The sequence below is a fragment of the Proteus hauseri genome, assembly GCF_004116975.1.
GTDB lineage: Bacteria > Pseudomonadota > Gammaproteobacteria > Enterobacterales > Enterobacteriaceae > Proteus > Proteus hauseri.
Window position 1 is genome coordinate 2,127,815 of record NZ_CP026364.1, and the last position, 24,083, is coordinate 2,151,897.

General features: G+C 39.4%; 20 protein-coding genes and 1 other RNA gene. 13 read left to right on the forward strand and 8 right to left on the reverse strand.

Going from position 1 to position 24,083, the window contains the following annotated elements; translation table 11 throughout:
- Nucleotides 1-468: 468 nt before the first annotated feature.
- Complete coding sequence (locus PH4a_RS09795) at nucleotides 469-1,866, reverse strand: FAD-dependent oxidoreductase (protein ID WP_129039438.1); 1,398 nt, start codon at nucleotides 1,864-1,866, stop codon at nucleotides 469-471.
- 9 nt (nucleotides 1,867-1,875) lie between these two features.
- Entirely contained in the window at nucleotides 1,876-6,336 is a 4,461-nt protein-coding gene (gene gltB / locus PH4a_RS09800; RefSeq protein WP_129039440.1) for a glutamate synthase large subunit, read from the reverse strand.
- 661 nt (nucleotides 6,337-6,997) lie between these two features.
- Here gltB and arcB point away from each other — a divergent pair.
- From arcB to mtgA, 3 genes are all read left to right on the forward strand, one after another.
- Nucleotides 6,998-9,334 carry an aerobic respiration two-component sensor histidine kinase ArcB gene (arcB, locus tag PH4a_RS09805; RefSeq protein WP_129039442.1) on the forward strand — a complete coding sequence of 779 codons (2,337 nt, stop codon included), beginning with the start codon at nucleotides 6,998-7,000 and terminating at the stop codon, nucleotides 9,332-9,334.
- A gap of 236 nt (nucleotides 9,335-9,570) precedes the next feature.
- Nucleotides 9,571-10,221, forward strand: coding sequence for an isoprenoid biosynthesis glyoxalase ElbB (gene elbB / locus PH4a_RS09810; protein ID WP_164971539.1), 651 nt, complete (start codon nucleotides 9,571-9,573; stop codon nucleotides 10,219-10,221).
- 21 nt (nucleotides 10,222-10,242) lie between these two features.
- Nucleotides 10,243-10,944: a monofunctional biosynthetic peptidoglycan transglycosylase gene (mtgA, locus tag PH4a_RS09815; protein ID WP_129039444.1), complete on the forward strand. Its 702-nt coding sequence runs from the start codon at nucleotides 10,243-10,245 to the stop codon at nucleotides 10,942-10,944.
- Here the strand turns inward: mtgA and PH4a_RS09820 are convergent.
- Nucleotides 10,939-11,838, reverse strand: a complete 900-nt coding sequence (locus PH4a_RS09820; RefSeq protein ID WP_129039446.1) for a helix-turn-helix transcriptional regulator — start codon at nucleotides 11,836-11,838, stop codon at nucleotides 10,939-10,941. The two genes, mtgA and PH4a_RS09820, sit on opposite strands and share 6 nt — an antisense overlap.
- 492 nt (nucleotides 11,839-12,330) lie before the next feature.
- On the opposite strand from PH4a_RS09820, the gene PH4a_RS09825 reads away from it, so the two are divergent.
- Genes PH4a_RS09825 through ureG form a run of 7 tightly spaced genes read left to right on the forward strand, consistent with a single transcriptional unit; the run spans nucleotide 12,331 to nucleotide 17,369 of the window.
- Complete coding sequence (locus PH4a_RS09825; RefSeq protein WP_129039448.1) at nucleotides 12,331-13,164, forward strand: urease accessory protein UreD; 834 nt, start codon at nucleotides 12,331-12,333, stop codon at nucleotides 13,162-13,164.
- Between the two features lie 22 nt (nucleotides 13,165-13,186).
- The gene (locus tag PH4a_RS09830; protein ID WP_129039450.1) at nucleotides 13,187-13,489 is read left to right on the forward strand and encodes an urease subunit gamma; all 303 of its coding nucleotides are present in this window, start codon (nucleotides 13,187-13,189) and stop codon (nucleotides 13,487-13,489) included.
- 8 nt (nucleotides 13,490-13,497) lie between these two features.
- Entirely contained in the window at nucleotides 13,498-13,824 is a 327-nt protein-coding gene (locus PH4a_RS09835) for an urease subunit beta (protein WP_064718907.1), read from the forward strand.
- Complete coding sequence (gene ureC / locus PH4a_RS09840; protein WP_064718908.1) at nucleotides 13,821-15,524, forward strand: urease subunit alpha; 1,704 nt, start codon at nucleotides 13,821-13,823, stop codon at nucleotides 15,522-15,524. Before PH4a_RS09835 ends, ureC begins: the two co-directional genes overlap by 4 nt.
- Before the next feature lie 24 nt (nucleotides 15,525-15,548).
- Nucleotides 15,549-16,046, forward strand: a complete 498-nt coding sequence (gene ureE / locus PH4a_RS09845) for an urease accessory protein UreE (RefSeq protein ID WP_129039452.1) — start codon at nucleotides 15,549-15,551, stop codon at nucleotides 16,044-16,046.
- A gap of 30 nt (nucleotides 16,047-16,076) precedes the next feature.
- Nucleotides 16,077-16,742: an urease accessory protein UreF gene (locus PH4a_RS09850; RefSeq protein WP_129039454.1), complete on the forward strand. Its 666-nt coding sequence runs from the start codon at nucleotides 16,077-16,079 to the stop codon at nucleotides 16,740-16,742.
- A 9-nt stretch (nucleotides 16,743-16,751) separates the two neighbouring features.
- Nucleotides 16,752-17,369, forward strand: coding sequence for an urease accessory protein UreG (gene ureG, locus PH4a_RS09855; protein WP_064718911.1), 618 nt, complete (start codon nucleotides 16,752-16,754; stop codon nucleotides 17,367-17,369).
- A gap of 100 nt (nucleotides 17,370-17,469) precedes the next feature.
- Here the strand turns inward: ureG and dolP are convergent, their stop codons facing one another.
- From dolP to PH4a_RS09875, 4 genes are all read right to left on the reverse strand, one after another.
- Nucleotides 17,470-18,048: a division/outer membrane stress-associated lipid-binding lipoprotein gene (dolP, locus tag PH4a_RS09860; RefSeq protein WP_064718912.1), complete on the reverse strand. Its 579-nt coding sequence runs from the start codon at nucleotides 18,046-18,048 to the stop codon at nucleotides 17,470-17,472.
- Between the two features lie 9 nt (nucleotides 18,049-18,057).
- Nucleotides 18,058-18,648, reverse strand: a complete 591-nt coding sequence (diaA, locus tag PH4a_RS09865) for a DnaA initiator-associating protein DiaA (RefSeq protein WP_064718913.1) — start codon at nucleotides 18,646-18,648, stop codon at nucleotides 18,058-18,060.
- 22 nt (nucleotides 18,649-18,670) lie between these two features.
- On the reverse strand, nucleotides 18,671-19,048 hold the full coding sequence (locus tag PH4a_RS09870; protein ID WP_129039456.1) for a YraN family protein: 378 nt from the start codon (nucleotides 19,046-19,048) through the stop codon (nucleotides 18,671-18,673).
- An 86-nt stretch (nucleotides 19,049-19,134) separates the two neighbouring features.
- The gene (locus PH4a_RS09875; protein WP_129039458.1) at nucleotides 19,135-20,889 is read right to left on the reverse strand and encodes a penicillin-binding protein activator; all 1,755 of its coding nucleotides are present in this window, start codon (nucleotides 20,887-20,889) and stop codon (nucleotides 19,135-19,137) included.
- Between the two features lie 61 nt (nucleotides 20,890-20,950).
- On the opposite strand from PH4a_RS09875, the gene rsmI reads away from it, so the two are divergent.
- The gene (gene rsmI / locus PH4a_RS09880; protein ID WP_129039460.1) at nucleotides 20,951-21,832 is read left to right on the forward strand and encodes a 16S rRNA (cytidine(1402)-2'-O)-methyltransferase; all 882 of its coding nucleotides are present in this window, start codon (nucleotides 20,951-20,953) and stop codon (nucleotides 21,830-21,832) included.
- 57 nt (nucleotides 21,833-21,889) lie between these two features.
- An RNA gene (rnpB, locus tag PH4a_RS09885) (RNase P RNA component class A) lies at nucleotides 21,890-22,265 on the forward strand.
- Nucleotides 22,266-22,318: 53 nt separating this feature from the next.
- On the opposite strand, the gene PH4a_RS09890 is transcribed toward rnpB, so the two are convergent.
- On the reverse strand, nucleotides 22,319-23,026 hold the full coding sequence (locus PH4a_RS09890; protein WP_129039462.1) for a pirin family protein: 708 nt from the start codon (nucleotides 23,024-23,026) through the stop codon (nucleotides 22,319-22,321).
- Between the two features lie 113 nt (nucleotides 23,027-23,139).
- Here PH4a_RS09890 and PH4a_RS09895 point away from each other — a divergent pair, with 113 nt between their 5' ends.
- Nucleotides 23,140-24,042 (forward strand): LysR family transcriptional regulator, encoded by a 903-nt coding sequence (locus PH4a_RS09895; RefSeq protein WP_064718917.1) that lies wholly within the window; start codon nucleotides 23,140-23,142, stop codon nucleotides 24,040-24,042.
- Nucleotides 24,043-24,083 lie beyond the last annotated feature (41 nt).

The window sequence follows — 24,083 nt, forward strand, 5'->3', positions numbered from 1 at the left end:
AAAACGAACCTAACATCAATAAATTATATTTTTCTGTAAAGTTATTAGGTGACTCCATTATGAAGTTGGTTGATTGACAATATTTGATTGTTATCAAATTTAATAGCCGAAATAAAATCTATTTTTTTAGACTGTGATGTTATTAACAAATGCTACAAGATATTTATCATTAAAAGATGACAGAAAAGTTAAATAAAAAGAGAAGAAGTAAACAGTACGAAAATAAATTATATTAACTATAGAGTGCAGCTGTTATTTTGATACAAAAAATAATACCTACTTTTATTAATATATAAAACAACAAAATATATCAAATGGTAATGAGAATGGTTATTTAATTAAATTCATTTTAGTTATAAAAGTAATGTTTATTAGAAAATAAAACACAAAAATAAATTATCCCACGTTAAAGAAATGGGATAATAAATAGAATAAATAGTTAAAAATTAAAGTTAAAAGCAATAAATTTTAACAAGATAAGTAATGTAAGATCCCTTCCGCTGCATCTCTTCCTTCTGCAATAGCCGTTACCACTAAATCAGAGCCTCTCACTATATCGCCACCGGCAAATATTTTTGGATTTGTTGTTTGATTCATTACTTTTTGATTTTCAGAAATAATAATTCTTCCTGATTTACTGTAAGCAATATTATTTTCATCTAACCACGGATAATGTGCGGGCTTAAAACCAAATGCGAGGATAACAGCATCGGCAGATAATATATGCTCACTGCCTTTAATATGCTCCATCGTATTATTACTTTGCGTTTTAATAACCTGAATGCCAGAAACATTATTTTTGTTATCAATTTCAATATCAACAGGTTGAAGATTAAATAAAAATTCGCCACCTTCTTCTTTGGCATTTTTCACTTCGCGTTTTGAGCCTGGCATATTGGCTTCATCACGACGATAAACACACGTTACTTTAGTTGCGCCTTGTCGAATTGCTGTACGAACACAATCCATTGCTGTATCACCGCCACCTAAGATTACGACTTGTTTATTTTTTAGGTCGATATAAGGTGTTTGTGGATCTTCTTCATAACCCATTAAATAACGCGTATTTCCAATTAAATAGGGTAGTGCACTATAAACGCCAGAAGCATCTTCATGTGCAAAGTTCCCCTTTAGGCTATGATACGTTCCTATGCCGATAAATACTGCATCATATTGTTCTGTCAGTGATTTAAGAGAGATATCTTTACCTATTTCAGTATTAAGGCAAAATTCAATGCCCATTTCACTAAAGAGCTCTCTACGTCTTACCATCAGTGATTTTTCGAGTTTAAAAGAGGGAATACCAAAAGTAAGTAAGCCACCGATCTCTGGGTGCTTATCATAAACGACAGGTTTAACACCATGACGAATAAGGACATCAGCACAAGCAAGACCTGCAGGACCTGCACCAATAATGGCTACTTTTTTATTGGTCATCGTGACATGAGAAAGATCAGGACGCCATCCTTGCGCTAATGCAGTGTCATTAATATAGCGCTCGATATTACCAATAGTCACCGCACCAAATTCATCATTTAACGTACAAGCACCTTCACAGAGTCTGTCTTGGGGACAAACGCGGCCACAAATTTCAGGCAAGCTATTAGTTTGATGAGAAAGCTCAGCGGCTTCTATAATACGACCTTCATTGGCTAATTTTAGCCAATTGGGAATATAGTTATGAACGGGACATTTCCATTCACAGTAAGGATTACCACAACTTAAGCAACGGTCTGCCTGGGCTGCTGCTTGCTGCGATGAAAAGGCTTCGTAAATTTCTACAAACTCAATTTTACGCAGTGCTAATGGCTTTTTTGTCGGCTCAATACGATTTAAGTCGATAAACTGATACACATTTTGACTCATATTATTTTCCTATTGTGCCTGAACGCGTAATTCAGTTGATGAGCGACGAGGATGACCCAATAATGCATTTACATCACTAGATTTAGGCTTAATCAATTTAAAGTGTTGTGACCAGTATTCCCATTGCGAAAGCAATACTTCACCTTGTTGTGAACCCGTTAATCTAACGTGCTCGGCAATCATGCCCCTTAGGTGTTCAGCGAGAATAGCAAAAGAAGCAACAGAAAGTAGCTCAATAGAAGCAGTATTGATGCGTTGCGAGAGCGTTGCCTCTTCATCTAAAATATAAGCGAATCCACCTGTCATGCCTGCGCCAAAGTTAATACCCGTTTTACCTAAAATACAGACAATGCCGCCTGTCATATATTCACAGCCGTTATCACCCACGCCTTCAACAACTGCAATAGCACCAGAATTTCTGACTGCAAAACGCTCACCTGCTAAGCCGGCCGCATAAAGTTTGCCACCTGTTGCACCGTAAAGACAGGTATTGCCCATAATGGTTGCTTGATGACTTTTAAATGCTGAACCTATTGGTGGTGAAATTACAATACGCCCGCCTGCCATGCCTTTACCAACATAGTCATTAGCATCACCAATCAATGTTAGTTCAACACCTTGCGCATTCCAAACGCCAAAACTTTGTCCTGCGGTACCCGTAAAATGCAATTTTAATGGTGTTGTTGATAACCCTGTTTCACCATATTTTTTTGCAATCACACCAGATAAAGTTGCACCCACAGAGCGATCTGTATTACGAATATCAAAATAAAATGTCTGACTTTTCCGTTGCTCTACTGCTTGATTAGTTTGAGAAATAATTCGCTGATTTAATTCGCCTTTGTCGTAAGTTTCATTTTTTTCTTGGCAATAAAGTGCGGTGCCAGTAGAGGGTGTTACCGTTTCTAATAAAGGCTCAAGGAACAATTTTTGTTGTTTACTGCTATAGCCTTCTAAGCATGAAAGTAAATCTGTTCGGCCAATTAAATCCGTGAGTTTTCTTACACCTAGCAATGCCATTAATTCACGTGTTTCTTGCGCAATAAAGCGAAAGTAGTTAATTACGCGTTCTGGTAATCCGTGATAGTGATTACGTCGTAAGGTTTCATCTTGAGTAGCAATGCCTGTTGCACAGTTATTAAGATGGCAAATACGTAAATATTTACAACCTAAAGCAACCATAGGACCAGTACCAAAACCAAAACTTTCAGCACCTAAAATTGCGGCTTTAATAATGTCTAAACCTGTTTTTAATCCACCATCAATTTGTAATCGAATTTTATGGCGAAGATTATTTGCGACTAAAGCTTGTTGTGTTTCGACTAGACCTAATTCCCAAGGGCTTCCGGCATATTTTACCGATGTTAATGGGCTAGCACCGGTGCCACCATCATAACCCGCGATAGTAATTAAATCGGCATAAGCTTTAGCAACCCCAGTGGCAATAGTGCCTACACCGGGTTCAGAGACTAATTTGACGGAAATTAGAGCGGTTGGATTTATCTGTTTTAAATCGAAAATTAATTGTGCTAAATCCTCTATCGAGTAGATATCGTGATGAGGAGGTGGTGAAATTAACGTTACACCAGGAACAGCGTAGCGTAGCTGTGCAATATAAGGAGTGACTTTATCACCTGGGAGTTGCCCGCCTTCTCCGGGTTTTGCGCCTTGCGCTACTTTGATTTGCAGTACATCGGCGCTCATTAAATATGATGGTGTGACACCAAAGCGACCTGATGCAATTTGTTTGATCCTTGATACTTTATTGGTTCCGTAGCGTGCGGGATCTTCACCGCCTTCACCTGAATTGGAAAACCCACCTAGTGTATTCATCGCTTCAGCGAGTGCTTCATGTGCTTCACGGCTTAATGCTCCGATAGACATTGCTGCGGTATCAAAACGTTTAAATAATTCGGTTTCAGGCTCAACATCATCAATTGCAATCGGCGTCGCATTGCGATTGAGTATTAACATATCTCGTAGTGTCGTGATTGGGCGTTGCTGAACCAATGAAGCATAACGTTGATAATCTTGATAATCGCCACTATGCACGGCTTTTTGTAGGGTTTGAATGACATCAGGATTATAAGCGTGATATTCCCCTTTATGGACATATTTCAGTAATCCACCAGCCTCGATAGGATAACGAATTAACCATGCTCGTTTAGAAAGGTTAAATAAATCTTGTTCAAAATCGTTAAAATCAGCGCCATTAATACGGCTATCAACACCATAAAAACAGAGATCGGTTACCGTATCATGCAATCCAACGGCCTCAAAAAGCTGGGAGCAGCGATAAGAAGCAACGGTAGAAATGCCCATTTTGGACATAATTTTATACAGCCCTTTGTTGATACCGTTGCGGTAATTCGACATCACTTGAGCATAGCTACCAGAAAGCGCTTGTTTATCAACTCGTTGAGCTAATGATTCATAAGCAAGATAAGGATAAATTGCCGTTGCACCAAAACCCAACAACACAGCAAAATGATGAGGATCACGAGCACTTGCTGTTTCAACAATGATATTGGTATCGCAACGTAAGTTATTATCCACAAGCGCTTTTTGAACAGCCCCAACCGCCATAGGTGCGGGAATAGGTAGGCGCTCTTGGCTAATATTTCTATCGGATAAAACCAGTAAAACGGCACCTTGTTTGGCTTCTTGTTGCACTTTTTCACATAGAAGATGTATTGCTGTTTCTAGATTAATCTCTGAAGGTGAATAAGTAATATCAATAGTGATGGATTGATAGTGGCTGCTGTCTTGGTTGATTAACTGTTGAAAATCGCAATAGAGCAAAATGGGTGATTGAAAACTTAAACGATGCGCTTGACCTTCCGCCTCACAAAAGACATTCATTTCGCGGCCAATGCAGGTCGCTAAAGACATTACATGCGATTCTCTTAAAGGATCTATTGGTGGATTGGTTACTTGAGCAAATTTTTGACGAAAATAGTCATAAATAATACGAGGGCGCTGAGAGAATACGGCAAATGGTGTGTCATCGCCCATAGAACCTGTTGCTTCTTGTCCATTCTCACCTAAAACATGCAGAATGCTTTCAAGCTCTTCACGACTATAGCCAAATTGTTTTTGGTAAGTAGCCAGCAAATTATCATCAAAGGCTCGCTCGCCTACTGCTTTGTTTTCGGGCAGGTTTTCAAACGGTTTTAAGCGTTTCACATTACGCTCTAGCCATAATTTATATGGATGGCGTCGTTTTAAATCTTCATCCGTTTCAGTTGAATGTAAAATACGACCGTTATAGGTATCAATCACCATTAATTCACCAGGACCTACTCTGCCTTTTTCGACAACTTCATCTGGCTGATAATCCCAAATACCAATTTCAGAAGCACAAGTGATCAGTTTATCTGTTGTTATTACGTAACGAGCGGGGCGTAAACCATTTCTATCAAGAGTGCAGGCAGCATAACGTCCATCAGATAAAACGATACCAGCAGGGCCGTCCCACGGTTCCATATGCATAGAGTTAAAATCAAAAAAAGCACGTAAATCTTCATCCATTTGAGGGTTATTTTGCCATGCAGGTGGTACTAATAAACGCATAGCACGAACAATATCCATACCACCATTTAGAAATAGCTCGAGCATATTATCTAATGAACTCGAGTCTGATCCGCTTTCATTAACAAAAGGCGCGACACTTTGTAAATCAGGAATTAATGGCGTGTGAAATTTGTAAGATCGCGCTCTCGCCCACTGGCGATTCCCTGTAATGGTATTAATTTCACCATTATGGGCGAGGTAACGAAAAGGTTGTGCTAGTGGCCATTTAGGGGTGGTATTAGTTGAAAAACGTTGGTGAAAAAGACAAATAGCGGATTCCATTCGTAAATCAGCAAGATCAGTAAAAAAACGTGGTAAATCAGTCGCCATACAAAGGCCTTTATAAACCGTTACTAAGTTAGAAAGGCTGCAAATATAAAAATCGTTATCAGTGATGCGTTTTTCTATGCGTTTGCGCGCGACAAATAATCTGCGTTCTACATCGCTTCCACGCCAGCCTGCTGGGGCGTTAACAAAAATTTGTTCAATCATAGGAAGTGTTGAAAGCGCAATACTTCCTAAGATATCCGTATTGATAGGAACTTTACGCCAACCAACAATAGCTAGTGTTTCTCGCTGTAATTCTTCTTCAACAATATGTCGACATTGTGCTGCAATATGAGGATCTTGGCTTAAAAAGAGCATACCTACTGCGTAATTTTTGGCTAAATGCCACTCTTTTTCTTTGGCGATTAATTGAAAAAAGCGATCTGGCTTTTGTAATAATAAACCACAACCATCACCTGTTTTTCCATCAGATAGAATAGCCCCACGATGTTGCATTCGAGCTAAGCCATGAATCGCATTTCTTACAATTTTATGGCTGGCTTCACCTTCAATGTGCGCGATTAGCCCAAAACCACAGTTGTCTTTTTCTAGTGTTTTTTGATAGAGCATGGTCTGCTTCCTACTCAGTTTTATGGGCACCTCAAAATAGAGAGCAAAGGGAACGTTTGCTCATAAATTATTGATGATTTATGGATGCTCATTTGGGTGGTGTTGTGTTTTGCTTAGCTAGATTTGTTTTTTTGCTCTGTAATGCCATTTCAACTTATCGATAAATAAAAAAAACGTCAATATTCAAGAATATTCGACTGCGATAATGAGATAGCGTTATTTTTTATATTAACAATTTGATTAATATATAAATTTACGTATTTGGTTATTTGAGTTGAGTATTTATCTGGTGTGAGCTATATCACTTTATTTAACGAGTTTAGCTTTAACACATCCTTTAGTGACGCTTAATGGTGATTTTTTATTCTGAAAATTGCTTTAATGTTGGAATTTTATCATTTTATACAATTTGTATAAAAAAAGACAAATTGAATTTTTTATCAATCGCGTCTATTCACTATAAGTATGTCTATTATTTATGTAAGTTGATTGGTGATTTCCTCTTTGAGTGTAAAGCCTCGGTTTCTTACACAAAACACATAAATAAAAAATGACAAAATTATGAAGGATAGTGTTGCGTAACAATATTTCTGAATGTTCACCGCTGAATTAATTCATTTTTGGGGTATCATTTCAAAGATTCAATATATTGGAGTTTTCAATGAAACTGCTCAAAGGGCTTGCCCAGTATTACGTTGATTTAATGATGAGGCTTGGGTTAATTCGCTTCTCATTGTTGTTGGCGTCAGCATTAGTTGTTTTAGCCATGGTTGTACAAATGGCGGTGACATTTTTATTAGCCGGTGACGTCACCAGTATTGACCTTGTTCGTTCAATCTTTTTTGGGTTGATTATTACTCCTTGGGCTGTCTATTTTCTTTCTGTGGTGGTTGAACAGCTAGAAGAATCTCGCCGTCGATTATCGCGGATGGTTGATAAATTGGGCGTGATGCGTCAGCGAGATTTAGAGCTTAACTCTCAACTTAAAGAGAATATCGAGCAATTAAATTTAGAGATCCAAGAGCGTGAAAAAGTCGAAAAAGCACACCTTGAATTACTTGAAAAGCTAAAAAGTGAGATGAAACGCCGTGAGTTAACTCAAATTGAGTTAGAGCAGCAATCCTCGCTTTTACGTTCTTTTTTAGATGCATCACCCGATTTAGTTTATTACCGCAATGAAGATAACGAATTTTCAGGCTGCAACCGTGCCACTGAGTTGCTGACGGGTAAAAGTGAAAAACAGCTTATTGGTTTAACACCACTAGATGTTTATGACGAAGATATTGCAATCAAAGTCATGGAAACTGATGAAAAAGTCTTTCGCCATAACGTCTCTCTTACTTATGAGCAGTGGTTGGTATACCCCGATGGGCGTAAAGCCTGTTTTGAACTACGTAAAGTTCCTTTTTATGACCGAATTGGTAAACGTCATGGGCTTATGGGCTTCGGGCGTGACATTACAGAGCGTAAGCGCTATCAAGACGCGTTAGAAAATGCAAGCCGAGATAAGACTACCTTTATTTCAACAATTAGCCATGAGCTGCGTACGCCGCTTAATGGGATTGTGGGGTTAAGTCGTATTTTACTTGATACTGAATTATCAGCGGAACAACTTAACTATTTAAAAACTATTCATGTCAGTGCCATCACGTTAGGGAATATTTTTAATGATGTCATTGAAATGGATAAGATTGAACGTAGAAAAATTCAACTCGATAACCAGCCAATAGATTTCACTGAATTTATTAGTGATTTAGAAAACCTTTCGGGTTTATTAGTGCAACCTAAAGGATTGAAATTCACTTTAATTGCAGAAGAAACCTTGCCACATAAAATCATGACGGATGGCACGCGATTGCGCCAAATATTGTGGAATTTAATTGGTAATGCAGTGAAATTTACTCAAGAGGGTGAAATTCAAGTTCATATTTGGCAACAAGCACCCAATAAACTCTATTTTGAGGTAAAAGATAGCGGTATTGGTATCCCTCAAGGTGAGCTTGAAAAAATTTTTGCGATGTACTATCAAGTTACTGATAGCCAAGGTGGACGTTCTGCAACGGGAACAGGCATCGGTCTTGCGGTATCTAAACGCCTAGCACAGCATATGGGCGGCGATATCCATGTTGAGAGTGAGTTAGGCAAGGGTTCAACGTTTACACTCACTATTGAGGCACCAGCGATTGAAGAACAACGCGATATTGAAAGTGATGATGAGTTGTTATTACCAGCATTAAATATTTTGCTTGTGGAAGATATCGAGCTCAATGTGATTGTCGCGTGTTCAGTATTAGAAAAGTTAGGTAATACTGTTGATGTCGCTATGACGGGGCAAGAAGCCTTATCAATGTTTAAACCTGATGAGTATGATTTGGTACTGCTTGATATTCAGTTACCTGATATGACGGGTTTTGATATTTCGAGAAAACTACGTCAAGAGTTTGATAGCAATGAATTACCTCCACTGATTGCATTAACCGCAAATGTCTTGAAAGACAAAAAAGAGTATTTAGACGCGGGAATGAATGATGTGCTTAGTAAACCACTCTCAGTCGATGCATTAACCACCATTATTAATAAATTTTGGGGGGATGGCTCGGTTTGTACATCAGTTAATGAGCAGTCGGAATTGTTGAATAAAAATGAAGAGTTATTAGATATTGATATGCTAAATCAATACATCGAACTCGTCGGACCTCAACTAATCACTGATGGTTTAGATGTTTTTGAAAAGATGATGCCGAGTTATATGTCTGTACTGGGATCTAATCTGACAGCCCGTGATCAGAAGGGAATCACTGAGGAAGGACATAAAATCAAAGGCGCAGCAGGTTCTATCGGATTAAAACATTTACAGCAACTAGCAAAACAGATCCAATCACCAGAATTACCTGCATGGTGGGATAATGTTCAAGAATGGGTGGATGAGTTGGAAAGAGATTGGAGAAAGGATGTGGAAAGTTTAAGAAACTGGTTATCAGGCGTTAGAAAAAAATAACCCCAACCGAAGGTTGGGGTGCGCGAATACTGCGCCAACACCAGGGAAACTTTTCTACTCGCTTTTTTGATTCTTATTACATAGGCGAATAGGATGAAACTATTCCATACATCATACAAGCAACAAAATAGCAAAGATAAGTTTTTTTGTTACAAGAAACATTTAAATATGTGATGGCGATTGGTGTTTACACCTATAAATGGGTAACTAGTAATCTACTACAAAAGGACAAAGATATGAAATCAATTGCTGTAATTTTAAGTGGCTGTGGTGTATCTGATGGTAGTGAAATTCACGAATCGGTACTAACTATACTATCTTTAAGCCAAAACAACACTGAAGTTCATTTTTTCTCACCTAATGAATTGCAACCTACTGTAATTAACCATATTACAGGAGAAGAAAAATCAGAAAAAAGGAATATGATGGAAGAATCCTCTCGTATTTCTCGTGGGAAAATATCACCTTTGTCTGATGCTAAGGCTGAAAACTTTAATGCGGTTATTATTCCTGGTGGCTTCGGTGCAGCTAAAAACTTATGTAATTTCGCAACTAAAGGAGTTAACTGCGAAATTAACCAAGATCTCTTAAGATTTGTAAGGGATATGCATAAACAAAAAAAACCATTGGGATTAATGTGTATTGCCCCTGTTATGTTACCGAAAATGTTAAATTCTCCAATAAAATTAACAATTGGAAATGATGCTAAAACAGCTGAAATGATAACTCAAATGGGCGGGATCCATATCGATTGTCCCGTTGATGATATTGTTGTTGATGAAACCCAACGAGTCGTAACAACACCTGCTTATATGCTAGCTGAATCTATTGCTCAAGCACAAATAGGTATTGATAAACTAGTAAGAAAAGTCCTTGAATTAGCATAACTGACGAGATAATCACAGCAGATGGTACTAATTAGAAAGCTTAAGAAACTATTAATTATTTTAATTGCTTTATGGCTGTTAATAGTTGTGCTGTTTTCTTTTTTTCCTGTACCTTTTTCTGCTGTGATGGTTCAACGTCAAATTTCTGCATGGAGTAACTTCGATTTTTCTTATGTGTCTCATTCCACTTGGGTGAGTGAAGAAGAGATAGCACCAGTCATGTATTTAGCTGTTATGGCATCTGAAGATCAAAATTTTCCAAAACATTGGGGCTTTGATTTTGATGCAATAGAGAAAGTTTTCAAAAAAAGCCGTAACGGAGTAAAAACGTTGCGTGGTGCCTCGACAATTTCTCAACAGACAGTAAAAAATCTGTTTTTATGGGATGGTCGTAGTTGGATAAGAAAAGGCTTAGAAGCAGGTATGACGCCTGTTGTTGAGCTTATTTGGTCAAAAAAACGCATCCTTACGGTATACCTTAATATTGTTGAGTTTGGTGAGGGTATTTTTGGTGTCGAACAAGCTGCACAACACTATTTTAGAAAACCAGCAAAACAACTAACAGCAAATGAAGCCGCATTATTAGCCGCAGTTTTACCTAATCCGCACATTTATCATATTAATAAACCTTCAGCTTATGTACTAAAACGCCAGCAGTGGATCTTAAATCAAATGCGCTTGATGGGGGGGATCACCTTTTTAAAGCGAAATAATTTGTCATAATTTGATACTAGAGGAAATATTTTTATCTACATGCTCACCCGTTTTTAGTGATAGTTGAGTTAATGCTGAAAGATCATTGGATTGGCGAGATTGAGCTCTAAACTGTGAAGGTGTCATTGCATATTTTCTTTTGAAGGCATCACAAAAATAAGCGTTACTACCAAAACCACAGCGATGGCTAATTTGGAAAACAGAGTAGTTAGAGAATGTGAGGTAATTAAGTGCAATGCCCATTCTAACATCCAATAATAATTGGCAAAATGAAACACCTTCTTTGTTTAAATGACGGCGTAATGTTGAAGGTGTGGTAAACAGTGTTTTCGCTACATCATCTAAATGCCATTTTCTTTGTGGATCTTGTGTAATTAAATGCGTAATTGCCTGATTTTTAGGTTCATCATAATTAAAACGAAAGACATTAAGTATATCGATGCCAGAGTGGTAAACCGCCATCAAAATAAAAAATAGACTTTGCTGCATAAACATTGTTTCTTGTGCTGGAGTGCCTTGTTTTAAAGGTAAACACTGTTTGAGCAAATTAAAGTTTGTTTTTACGACTTCAGGCGTTGATAAATGATAATCAGGAAGATGACTGGTAATTGGTGCACCTGATTTTATCAGTGGTTTAAGCAGTGAAAACACAGACTGAAGCTCTGCTTCACATAATACTAATGTATGTAATTCAATAGGATTATGTTCAGATTGACTCATTACATCACAAGAAACTTGACTATATTTAGGGATAATAAGCGTTAAATTTGTAGTCACTACAATAGATTGCCCATTGATGCTTATCTCGCCTTTTGCACCACAAATCATCGCTATCATCGGATTTTCGATATAAAACGTTTTTAAGGAAATCTGTCTAGAGGAACGAATGTATTTATATTCCATAATCTCAAATATACCGCAAGCATGTTTAAAAACATGACCTAGAATGAATAATATTTAAAGTTAACTGTGTATTGTATCTACCCTATAAGCCAGACTAAGAGCCGCTGACTGTGCGCTGTTCTTAGGGTCAATGAGTGCAATGATGCACTTATGTATAGGCGTGGCACAGAATATAATCCTGTTGATAAAAGATAACAATATAGATATTCGCTCATTTGTTACTATTATTATTAAAGCTGTTATATTTTCTAAATAAATTGCTATTTATTCAAAACGCGTTTTTTGTAATAAGGTGTACAATCGCGCGGCACAGATGAAGGGCATTATCCTGTCTAGAGGAAGTGCCATTTTAGTTTTTATTCATATCCTACCCACATTCATTAACTTATTTTCTCTTTGATTTTGAATGACATTATCTAATGGGTAGTGCTGTACATATTCGCATATTTTTCCTGATTACTGATTTATTTTGCCTGATAGGTAGGAGTAGGTATGTCTGATTTTTCAGGGAAGGGGTGGCTCGCTGAAATCGTTTTACGTTATGAAGTAAAACGAGGAGTAACTCGCTTAACAGATAAACGCCACATTGGCCCCTTAATGGTTCAGCGTCCTTTTTATCCCGAACAAGGAATTGCACACACTTATCTACTTCATCCTCCTGGTGGTGTAGTCGGTGGCGATAAGCTATTGATTAATATTGATGTGCAACCTCAAGCTCATGCATTACTCACCACCCCTGGCGCGACTAAATTTTATCGTAGTGCTGGTGGTGTCGCACAACAGATCCAAACATTGCATGTTGCTAACGAAGGTTTTTTAGAATGGCTTCCTCAAGAGAATATCTTTTTTCCTGATGCCCAAGTGCGTTTAGAAACCCACATTTATATTGCATCTAGCGCTAAATTTATTGGTTGGGAGATCCAATGTTTTGGCCGCCCAGTGCTTAATGAATGGTTTGAAAATGGCAATGTAAGAGGACGCTTAAATTTTTATATCGATGAAAAACTGACATTAACCGAGTCTATTTTTGTTGAGGGATTGCAAAAGCAAGCCGCTGCCATGCGCGAATATCCCATGTTAGGGTCGCTCTATATTTATCCCGCTTGTGAAGCGCTAAAAAGCCTTATCCAACAGGATGTTGAGCAGATTTTAACGGCAAAAAACGTCATTGAGTATGGTCTAACTGACGTCGATGGCATTTTAGTTTTGCGTTTATTAGGTACCCAAACTGAACCGATGATGGCCTGTTTTGCTCATGTGTGGCAAACCGCGCGCAAATACTGGTTGGGATATTGTCCTGAGCCGCCTCGTATATGGGCGACATAATCGTTAATTTTTAGGAGCAGAAATGGAATTAACACCAAGAGAGAAAGATAAATTACTGCTTTTTACAGCAGGCCTTGTTGCTGAAAGACGTTTAGCGAAAGGACTTAAACTTAACTATCCAGAGTCTGTCGCATTAATTAGTTGCGCGATTATGGAAGGTGCAAGAGAAGGTAAAACAGTGGCTCAATTAATGAGTGAAGGGCGTACTGTATTAACAGCAGAACAAGTTATGGAAGGCGTTTCTGAGATGATCAAAGACATTCAGGTGGAATGCACATTCCCTGATGGTACAAAACTTGTTTCTATTCACGACCCTATTGTGTAGGTGACAACATGATCCCTGGTGAAATTAGAGTTAATCAAGCATTAGGTGATATTGAACTTAATGCTGGTCGTGAAACAAAAATAATCCAAGTGGCTAATCATGGTGATAGACCCGTACAAGTGGGTTCTCATTACCATTTTTATGAAGTAAATGAAGCGCTTAAGTTTGAACGTGAAGAAACACTTGGCTTTCGTTTGAACATTCCTGCGGGAATGGCGGTTCGTTTTGAACCGGGTCAATGTCGTACTGTTGAATTAGTGGCATTTGATGGAAAACGTGAAATTTACGGCTTTCATGGAAAAGTAATGGGTAAATTAGAGAGTGAGAACAAATGAAAACTATCTCACGACAAGCTTATGCAGATATGTTTGGCCCAACAACGGGTGACCGTCTGCGATTAGCCGATACAGAGTTATTTCTTGAAATTGAACAAGACTTCACGACTTATGGTGAAGAAGTTAAATTCGGCGGTGGTAAAGTTATTCGTGATGGTATGGGGCAAAGCCAAGTTGTCAGCGCTGAATGCGTTGATGTGCTTATTACCAACGCGATAATTATTGATCATTGGGGCATTGTGAAAGCGGATATCGGTATTAAAGATGGCCGTATTACCGGAATTGGTAAAGCAGGGAATCCGGATGTTCAGCCTAATGTCGATATCGTGATTGGCCCTGGCACTGAAGTCGTTGCTGGCGAAGGAAAAATAATCACTGCGGGTGGTGTGGATACGCACATCCACTTTATTTGCCCTCAGCAAGCTGAAGAAGGTTTGATCTCTGGTGTAACGACCTTTATTGGTGGCGGTACAGGTCCTGTTGCAGGCACTAACGCAACAACAGTAACACCAGGGATTTGGAATATGCATCGGATGCTAGAAGCGGTCGATGAATTGCCAATTAACGTAGGGCTATTTGGAAAAGGTTGTGTTAGCCAGCCAGAGGCTATTCGTGAGCAAATCGAAGCGGGTGCAATAGGGCTTAAAATTCATGAGGATTGGGGCGCAACACCAATGGCAATTCATAATTGCTTAAATGTTGCTGATGAAATGGATGTGCAAGTTGCTATTCACTCTGACACCTTAAATGAAGGCGGCTTTTACGAAGAAACGGTAAAAGCGATAGCAGGGCGTGTTATTCATGTTTTTCATACTGAAGGTGCGGGTGGTGGACATGCGCCAGACGTTATTAAATCAGTTGGTGAGCCGAATATTTTACCTGCATCAACCAATCCAACTATGCCTTATACCATTAACACTGTTGATGAACATCTTGATATGTTGATGGTTTGTCATCATCTAGATCCATCAATTCCAGAAGATGTTGCCTTTGCTGAATCACGTATTCGTCGTGAAACTATTGCAGCAGAAGATATTTTGCATGATATGGGCGCAATTTCAGTTATGTCTTCGGATTCGCAAGCAATGGGGCGGGTTGGTGAAGTGGTGATGCGTACTTGGCAATGTGCGCATAAAATGAAATTACAGCGTGGAAGTTTAGCAGGCGATACAGCTGAAAATGATAATAATCGTATTAAACGTTATATCGCTAAATATACAATTAACCCAGCATTAGCACATGGAATTGCTCATGAAGTTGGCTCGATAGAAAAAGGTAAACTTGCTGATATCGTATTGTGGGATCCGGCATTTTTTGGTGTTAAACCCGCATTAATTATGAAAGGTGGCATGGTGGCTTATGCCCCAATGGGGGATATTAATGCGGCTATTCCAACACCACAACCTGTGCATTATCGCCCTATGTACGCGTGTTTAGGTAAAGCCAAATATCAAACCTCGATGATTTTTATGTCAAAAGCCGGTATCGATGCTGGGGTGCCAGAAAAACTGGGCTTACAAAGTTTAATTGGGCGTGTAGAAGGATGTCGCAAAGTGACTAAAGCTTCGATGATCCATAATAGTTATGTACCGCATATTGAACTAGATCCCCAAACTTATATTGTGAAAGCCGATGGTGTGCCACTCGTGTGTGAGCCAGCAACAGAGTTACCAATGGCACAGCGTTATTTTCTATTCTGATAAGTGTTTTATTGAGAATTTACAATGAAAAGATTTACCCAAGTTATTAGTCAAGAGAAAGCGCTTGAGTTTACAACAGCTGAAAAGCTGACATTAACACTTTGTTTAACGATGGATGAACGCACTAAAAGCCGCTTAAAAGTGACATTGAGTGACGGACAAGAGGCCGGGTTATTTTTGCCTCGTGGCACAGTGTTAAAAGAAGGCGATATTTTACTTTCTGAAGATGGCGATATTGTAACGATAGAAGCTGCAAAAGAGCAGGTTTCTACGGTTTATAGTGAGGATCCTTTATTGCTTGCGAGAGTTTGCTATCACTTAGGTAATCGCCATGTACCTTTGCAAATAGAGGCTGGTTGGTGTCGTTATTTTCATGATCATGTTTTAGATGATATGGCGCATGGGTTAGGTGCAACGGTGGTTGTGGGATTAGAGAAATATCAACCAGAACCGGGAGCTTATGGTGGATCGTCTGGTGGACACCATCACCACCATGGTGATGATCATCACCATCATCATTAATGACATGATTATGACTAAGGGAATATATTGATGCTTGCAGATCTGCGCTTATATCAATTAGTAAGTCCTTCTTTACCTGTGGGATCATTTACTTATTCCCAAGGATTAGAGTGGGCGATAGAAAAAGGCTGGGTAAGTTCACCAGAAACACTGTCTGATTGGTTAAGTGCGCAAATGACGGGTGCATTAGCAACATTAGAACTCCCCGTTTTACGGCGATTACAGCAAAGTCTTTTAGTGGCCAATAGAGATGATGTGAAATATTGGTGCGATTTTATTGTTGCTAGCCGTGAAACCAAAGAGCTAAGGCAAGAAGAACGCCAGCGAGGCATTGCCTTTGCTCGTTTATTACCACAATTAGGTATTGAGTTAGATGATACTTTGCTGGCTTGTGTAAAACAGACACAACTAATGGCATTTGCTTTAGCCGCTATTGAGTGGAATATCAGCAGTGAAAAGTTGTGTTGTGCTTATGCTTGGGGCTGGTTAGAAAATACAGTAATGTCTGGTGTAAAATTGATCCCCCTAGGACAAAGTGCGGGGCAGAAAATGTTATTCGCCTTGGCTGAGAGAATTCCAGAAATTATTGAGCAATCAGCCCATTGGCCGCGAGAAGATATCGGTAGTTTTACACCAGCGCAAATTATTGCAAGTAGTCGTCACGAAACTCAATACACAAGACTTTTTCGTTCATGAGAAACCCAAATGCAAGAATATAATCAACCACTGCGTATTGGTGTTGGTGGCCCTGTTGGATCAGGAAAAACCGCACTGTTAGAAGTACTTTGTAAAGCAATGCGTGATACCTATCAAATTGCCGTTGTGACTAATGATATCTATACCCAAGAAGATGCGAAGATCTTAACTCGTGCTCAGGCGTTAGATGCAGATCGTATTATTGGTGTTGAAACTGGTGGATGCCCTCATACGGCAATTCGGGAAGATGCATCAATGAATTTGGCGGCAGTTGAAGAACTGGCGATGCGCCATAAAAACCTTGATATCGTTTTCGTTGAAAGTGGTGGTGACAACTTAAGTGCGACTTTTAGCCCTGAGTTAGCGGATTTAACCATTTACGTGATTGATGTTGCTGAAGGTGAGAAGATCCCTCGTAAAGGTGGGCCGGGAATTACTCATTCTGATCTGCTAGTGATCAACAAGATCGATTTGGCACCTTATGTTGGTGCATCATTGGAAGTAATGGAAGCAGATACTGCAAGAATGCGTCCTGTGAAACCTTATGTTTTTACTAATCTAAAAGAGAAAGTAGGGTTAGAGACAATTATCGATTTCATTATCGATAAAGGCATGTTAACTCGTTGATTTATTTGTATTAATTAAGTAGTGGGCTGCCAGTGCTGATCATGAGAATAATCATAAGCACTGGCAGAATAGAATGAGAGACTAGCAGCTCACAAGCGGATTAATTTAAGTAAGTAAATGCCGTTGTGACTTTTACAACACCTTTTGTTTCGCTGGCTATTTTAGCAACCGCAGCACCTTCTTGGCGCGTTAATATGCCAAATAAGAACACTTCTCCATTTTCAGTGATCACTTTTACAGACGATGATTTCACTGAATCACTGCCTAAAATTTGTGAACGTACTTTAGTTGTTAACCAAGTATCTGAAGAGGCAGTACCTAGAGTAACGGGTGTTCCTTGACGAATTTCGTTGTAAACGTTGTTTACGCCTTCTACTTTACTTGCGACTTGTTTTGCTGTGTCAGCAATAGACATATCGGGAGATTGTCCTGTCAACAAGATATTACCTTCATAGGCTGTTGCAACAATACGAGCATCACTTTTTTTGATTTGTTCATTTTTATTTAGTGCACCAGAAACTCGCGCTTCTAATGTACCATCATCAACTTGTTGCCCTAATGTACGTGGGTCAGTTGCTGTTTTTCCGGCAACAGCAGCAGTGCCGACAACGGCAGCACCAATACAACCTTGCAGTAAAAGTGCAGAGCAAAGCACTGCAGTAATAGGCAGCAATTTCATAGTAACTCCTTAGTCATCCTGATGTGGGAATAATGTATTATCAATTAAATCGCATAGACAATTTACGGTTAACATCTGGACTTCTTGTATTCTAACTGTGCGCTGAGATGGAATACGAATTTCAACATCCTGAGGTCCCAGTAATCCAGCAAGTTCACCACCGTCATAACCTGTTAATGCTACTATCGTCATGTCTCGCGTTACTGCTGCTTCAACAGCCTTAATAATGCTTCTGCTGTTACCATGAGTGGAAATAGCAAGAAGTACATCACCAGCTTGCCCTAATGCTCGTACTTGCTTGGCATAAATCTCATCATGTTGTCGATTACCCATAATTGCAGTCATTACTACGCTGTCTGTATTTAAAGATAAGGCAGGCAGGCTTGGGCGCTCGGTTTCGAATCGATGGATCATACTGGCTGCAAAGCGTTGAGCTGTCGCGGCTGAACTACCATTTCCACAGCTTAATATTTTATGTCCATTAAGCAAAGATTGGACCATCATCATTGCTGCTCTGGAAATGGCATCGGGCAAGGCTTCTGCTGCTGCAATTTGAGTTTGAATGCTTTCAGTAAAGCAGACTTTTATTCTATCAAGCACGTTATGACCTATATAATCTAATTTAACGAATAAATTCCGTATGTTCGAGCATGTTTTTTAACCATACTAACTTTTGATGATTAAATGCACAAATGTCAAAACGACAATCTGCTGTCTCGATACTTTCTTGGTGTTGGGCTAACCAACAGCTTGCTGCACGCCATAAACGACGCCGTTTAGGATAAGTAATCGAACTCATTGCATCACCAAACGATGTATTGCGTCGGAACCTAACTTCAACAAATACCCATGTTTGATGTTCTTGCATAATAAGATCAATTTCGCCACAGGGATATCGGACATTAGTAGCAATTAATTTTAATCCCTGTTTTTTTAGGTATTTTAATGCTCTTTTTTCATAGTACAGTCCTAAAAAATAAGGACTTTTAGGGAATGTCATCCATGAATTCCTTGTTTAAAGCACCGTTCATTTATTTATAAACAAACCGCCTGAAAAGGCGGTTTGTTCTATAGTACACAGCGTAATTATTGTTCTACCGGCTCTATTTTCCCTTGTTTAAACTGCATCCAAGGTAGTTGTCGGTAAATCGTGCAGTTATCTTCAACACGCAATGAACCTGAAATACCATTAAAACGTAATGTTCCTTTGGTCAGATCATTGTAATTGTTTGCTAAAGACCATGCATCAATTCCCATTGCATACAGTCTCATTAATGAGTAATCGTTCGCAAATTTACTGGATGCCTTTTGCATTAATGGCAAATTAGCACCAGTCATTAATGGGATATCACTAAACTGAATACCATCCATTTCCATGCGAAAATCAGGGCCAGTTCCTCCTTGATTACTACGCGAGCTCACATAAATAGGTGGGCGTTTTTTCGTACTAATCGCCATATCAATCATTGGCTTAATCAAGGTTAATTCATCGCTGGTGGCAATAATATAGACAGAGTCAATAGCACCATCTGTTGATGGAAGAGATTGACTGTCTAATGGTAATGGTGCATTTTCTGTTGGCAACACCGGTGTTCCTGTCATGCGAATACCAACACCACGGTTAATCGATGATTTCAGTGTTTCAAGCGAGCCAAAGCTTTGTTGTAAAACTGTACCACCACCGGTGCGTTGCCATTCATCTGCAAAAGTTTGCGCCATTCTCTGACCAAATTTATTGCTAGGAACAATAATTAATGGATTAGATTTTTGCTGTTGACGTAAATGCTGTGCCGCATTACGTGTTTCATCTTCTGGCGAAAGCGAGAAGAAACAAACTGTGGTCGCAGCAGGTACCGTATCTAATTCATTTAATGCTAAAACCGGAATACCACTTTGCAGCTCAATGGTTTTCATCACTTCAGGTTTTAATAGCGGGCCAACAATTAAATTAGCTCCATCTTGTTGCACTTTTTTCAAAAGTACATCAATGGGTTGGCTATTTGTATCATACACAATGACTTGGCGGCTATTTTGGGCAATAGGATCAAGTTGAACGGTATAGTTGGCTTCAATAGCTTCAGTTTCTTTATTTTGGCTAGTTTCGCTATTTTCTGTTGGTTCTTTGGTTGAGTCTGTATCGGCTGATGGGGTTTCAGCATTGTTGATGCCTAACTCTTCTAAGATTGACGCAAGGCTATCTTCTTTAGGTTCAGCTTTTGTTTCTGGCATTGCTGGAGGCTGTGGTAAACCGCTTTGAGCATCAAGAAAACCTTGTTGAATTGCTTCACCAAAAACTTTAGCTTGTCCTGTTAATGGCAGTAATAATGCAATTTGACTACTGGTGCTAACAGAGGGCTGTGAAAGACGTAACAATGCTGCAGGAAGCGTTAATGCCGCTGGATTGCGAGGGTAGCGAGTTTGCCATTCACGAACTGCTTTGGAAAGTTTATCTGTATCTTCTCGGTTATATTCATAAGTATTGAGTAAGTCTAACCAGCCTTGCAGAATATTTTCATCAGCTTTAATGACCACAGCTTGGCGTTGCTCTGGTGTCAATTTTGTCAGTGTTAGCCAAGTATCATCGATATTTTGCTGATGAAGTGTAGGATCAGTTATTAGTGGTTCTAATCCAATATAGGCGCGGATAACATCTAAAGATGCCTGACCTTGAGAATCCTCGATGACTTTCTGCAGCTGACGCATCTCCAATTCTGCTTTTCTCACAGGATCAAGAGGTTGTTCTTGTTGCCCCGTAAGGGTACAACCTGACATAATCAGGGCAGAAAGTATCGCAGTATAGGATAAACCTGTTTTAAAACGCACAAAAATTGAGGAAAGCATACTGTACCCAGTGATGTTTTATAATTATGCTCAATTTTAAATCGGTCATTCGGAATAAACAATGAATCAACCTAATCGAGCAGCGGTAACGACATCCACACTGTACATAGTACCCACACCTATTGGTAATCTGGGCGATATCACCCAGCGGGCACTTGATGTGCTGTCTCATGTCGATTTAATTGCTGCAGAAGATACCCGTCATACCGGGCTCTTATTACAGCACTTTGCCATTAACGCACGTTTGTTTGCGTTACATGATCATAATGAACAGCAAAAAGCAGATCAATTAATTAGCAAATTGCAACAAGGGCTAAGTATCGCATTAGTCTCTGATGCAGGTACACCATTAATTAACGATCCAGGCTATCATTTAGTCAACCAGTGCCGCAAAAACGGTATAAATGTAGTGCCATTACCTGGCGCTTGTGCTGCTGTAACCGCATTATCAGCTGCGGGTCTTCCTTCTGATCGCTTTTGTTACGAAGGTTTTTTACCAGCGAAAACGAAAAGCCGCCAAGATTGCTTACGCGATTTAATGGAAGAGCCTCGTACCCTTATTTTTTACGAATCAACCCACAGGTTGTTAGATAGTTTAGCGGATATGGTGACCGTTTGGGGTGAAAACCGCTATGTAGTATTAGCGAGAGAGCTTACAAAAACATGGGAAACTATTCAAGGTATGCCAGTAGGAGAGTTACTTAACTGGGTACTTGAAGATGAAAACCGTCGTAAAGGTGAAATGGTGCTGATTGTTGAAGGTTATCAAAAAACCGAAAGTGACCAATTTGCACCAGAAGTACTGCGTACTTTAGCCATTTTACAAAAAGAGTTGCCACTAAAGAAAGCGGCGGCTGTTACTGCTGAAATTTATGGTGTGAAGAAAAATGCACTATATAAACATGTTATTGAGCAAAACGGTGAAGCTCAAAACGAGGAGTAAGATTTTTTAGTCTCTTGTACTATACATTATCAAGGAAAGTCCTTATAATCCGCCCCCTGAGTTGACTAGACAACCGCTGCTTTATCGTTGTCCCTTCGGGGGAGACGGATAGAGGGGAGGAAAGTCCGGGCTCCACAGGGCAGGGTGCCAGATAACGTCTGGGAGGCGCGAGCCTACGACAAGTGCAGCAGAGAGTAAACCGCCGATGGCCTGTTTACAGGATCAGGTAAGGGTGAAAGGGTGCGGTAAGAGCGCACCGCACAGCTGGTAACAGTTTGTGGCAAGGTAAACTCCACCCGGAGCAAGACCAAATAGGGGTTCTTATGGTGCGGCCCGCATTGAACCCGGGTAGGTTGCTGGAGCCAGCGCGCAAGTTCTGGCCTAGATGAATGGTTGTCCACGACAGAACCCGGCTTAACGGTCAACTCACCTCATTAAAAACCCTCAAAGCACAATGTGTTTTGAGGGTTTTCTGTTTTTAAGTCGTTATGAAATGATATCAATAAATAATCCACGAAAAGATCCATGTTGGCAGTAAAGTGTCATGGTATCGCTTTCTTGTATAAAAGCTGCATCACCACACTGAATTTGCCCTTCCTCTTGTGAGGCGGTATGTAAATTAACGCCACCTTTTATTGATTGTAAATAACCTTTTTGTCCTTTTATTGGCAGTGTAATTTCATCACCAAATTGCAAGTTGATGTGATATAGCCAAATATTTTGCCTTAACATCAAACTATTATTATCCCCTGTAGGGGATGCTAATAGTTGATATTTTGCTTGCTTATCTAATACTAATTTTTGAGTTGCTAAGCTCTCTTGTTGAGGACATGCATTTAACCAAAGCTGAATTCGAGTAAGTGGCGTATCTAAACTACTATTTTTTTCAATATAGGTTTCGGTGTTATGAGGTGAAATAAGTAAGCACTCATTTTCTTTTGCCGTTACTGTGCGCCCCATATTATCAAGATAAGTTGCTTCACCTCTGAGTATTAAATTAACCACATCAACATGAGGGTAGGTTTTTGCTTTAAATTCAGAGTTAGGTGCAAGTACTTCTTGGTTTAGCACTCGCAGCGTGCCGTAGTCTAAATAATGAGGATCAAAATAGTGGCCAAAAGAGAATGTGTAGCGAGCTTGTAGCCAGCCATAGTCCGCTTTGCCACACTGCTGTGCTGTTCTGTATTTTATCATAGCGGTACATTTCTATTAAATAATCAATAATATCATCATAGAGATATGGACTGCGCATTGTTAGCAAGTTAATCTGGTGCCTATAATCAAATTATTTGATAGAGATAAGTACAATGAGTAAAGACAAAGCAATTACGTTGGAATCTTTACGAGTAATGGATGCCATTGATCGTAGAGGGAGTTTTGCAGCTGCTGCTGATGAACTGAGTCGCGTTCCTTCAGCGCTCAGTTATACCATGCAAAAGTTAGAAGAAGATTTAGATGTTGTTCTTTTTGACCGTTCAGGGCATAGAACAAAATTTACCAATGTAGGCAGAATGTTGCTTGATAGAGGGCGGATCTTATTAGAGGCTGCAGATAAACTGACTTCTGATGCTGAAGCTTTAGCCAGAGGTTGGGAACCGCATATCACTATTGTTTGTGAAGCATTAACACCGGCCTCTCGACTGTTCCCATTAGTTGAAAAATTAGCTGAAAAATCAAATACTCAACTTTCATTAGTCACGGAAGTATTAGCGGGAGCATGGGAAAGTTTAGAAAGTGGTAAATGTGATATTGTCATCTCACCTGATATGCATTTTCGCACTTCGTCAGAAATTAATTTTCGTCCGCTCTACAACACGGTTAGTGTTTATGTAGCAAGCCCTGATCACCCTATTCATGATGAACCGGAACCGCTGGCAGAAGAAACTCGCTTAAAATATCGCGGAATAGCAATAGCAGATACCGCAAGAGAACGTCCGGTATTAACGGTTTTATTATTAGATAAACAGCGACGTTTAACAGTCAGCTCTATTGAAGATAAACGCCGAGCATTAATTGCGGGATTAGGTGTTGCCACAATGCCTTATGATTTAATTGAAGACGATATTAAAGCGGGGCGATTACGTGTTGTCGGTCCTGAATATCATCATGAAAACAACATTATTATGGCGTGGCGAAGAGATAGTATGGGTGAAGCTAAATCATGGTGTTTACGTGAAATTCCTAAACTCTTTGCAAATGACAAAAAATAGTCATAAGCAATAAGAAAATCTTTATGTTTTATTTGTGAAGC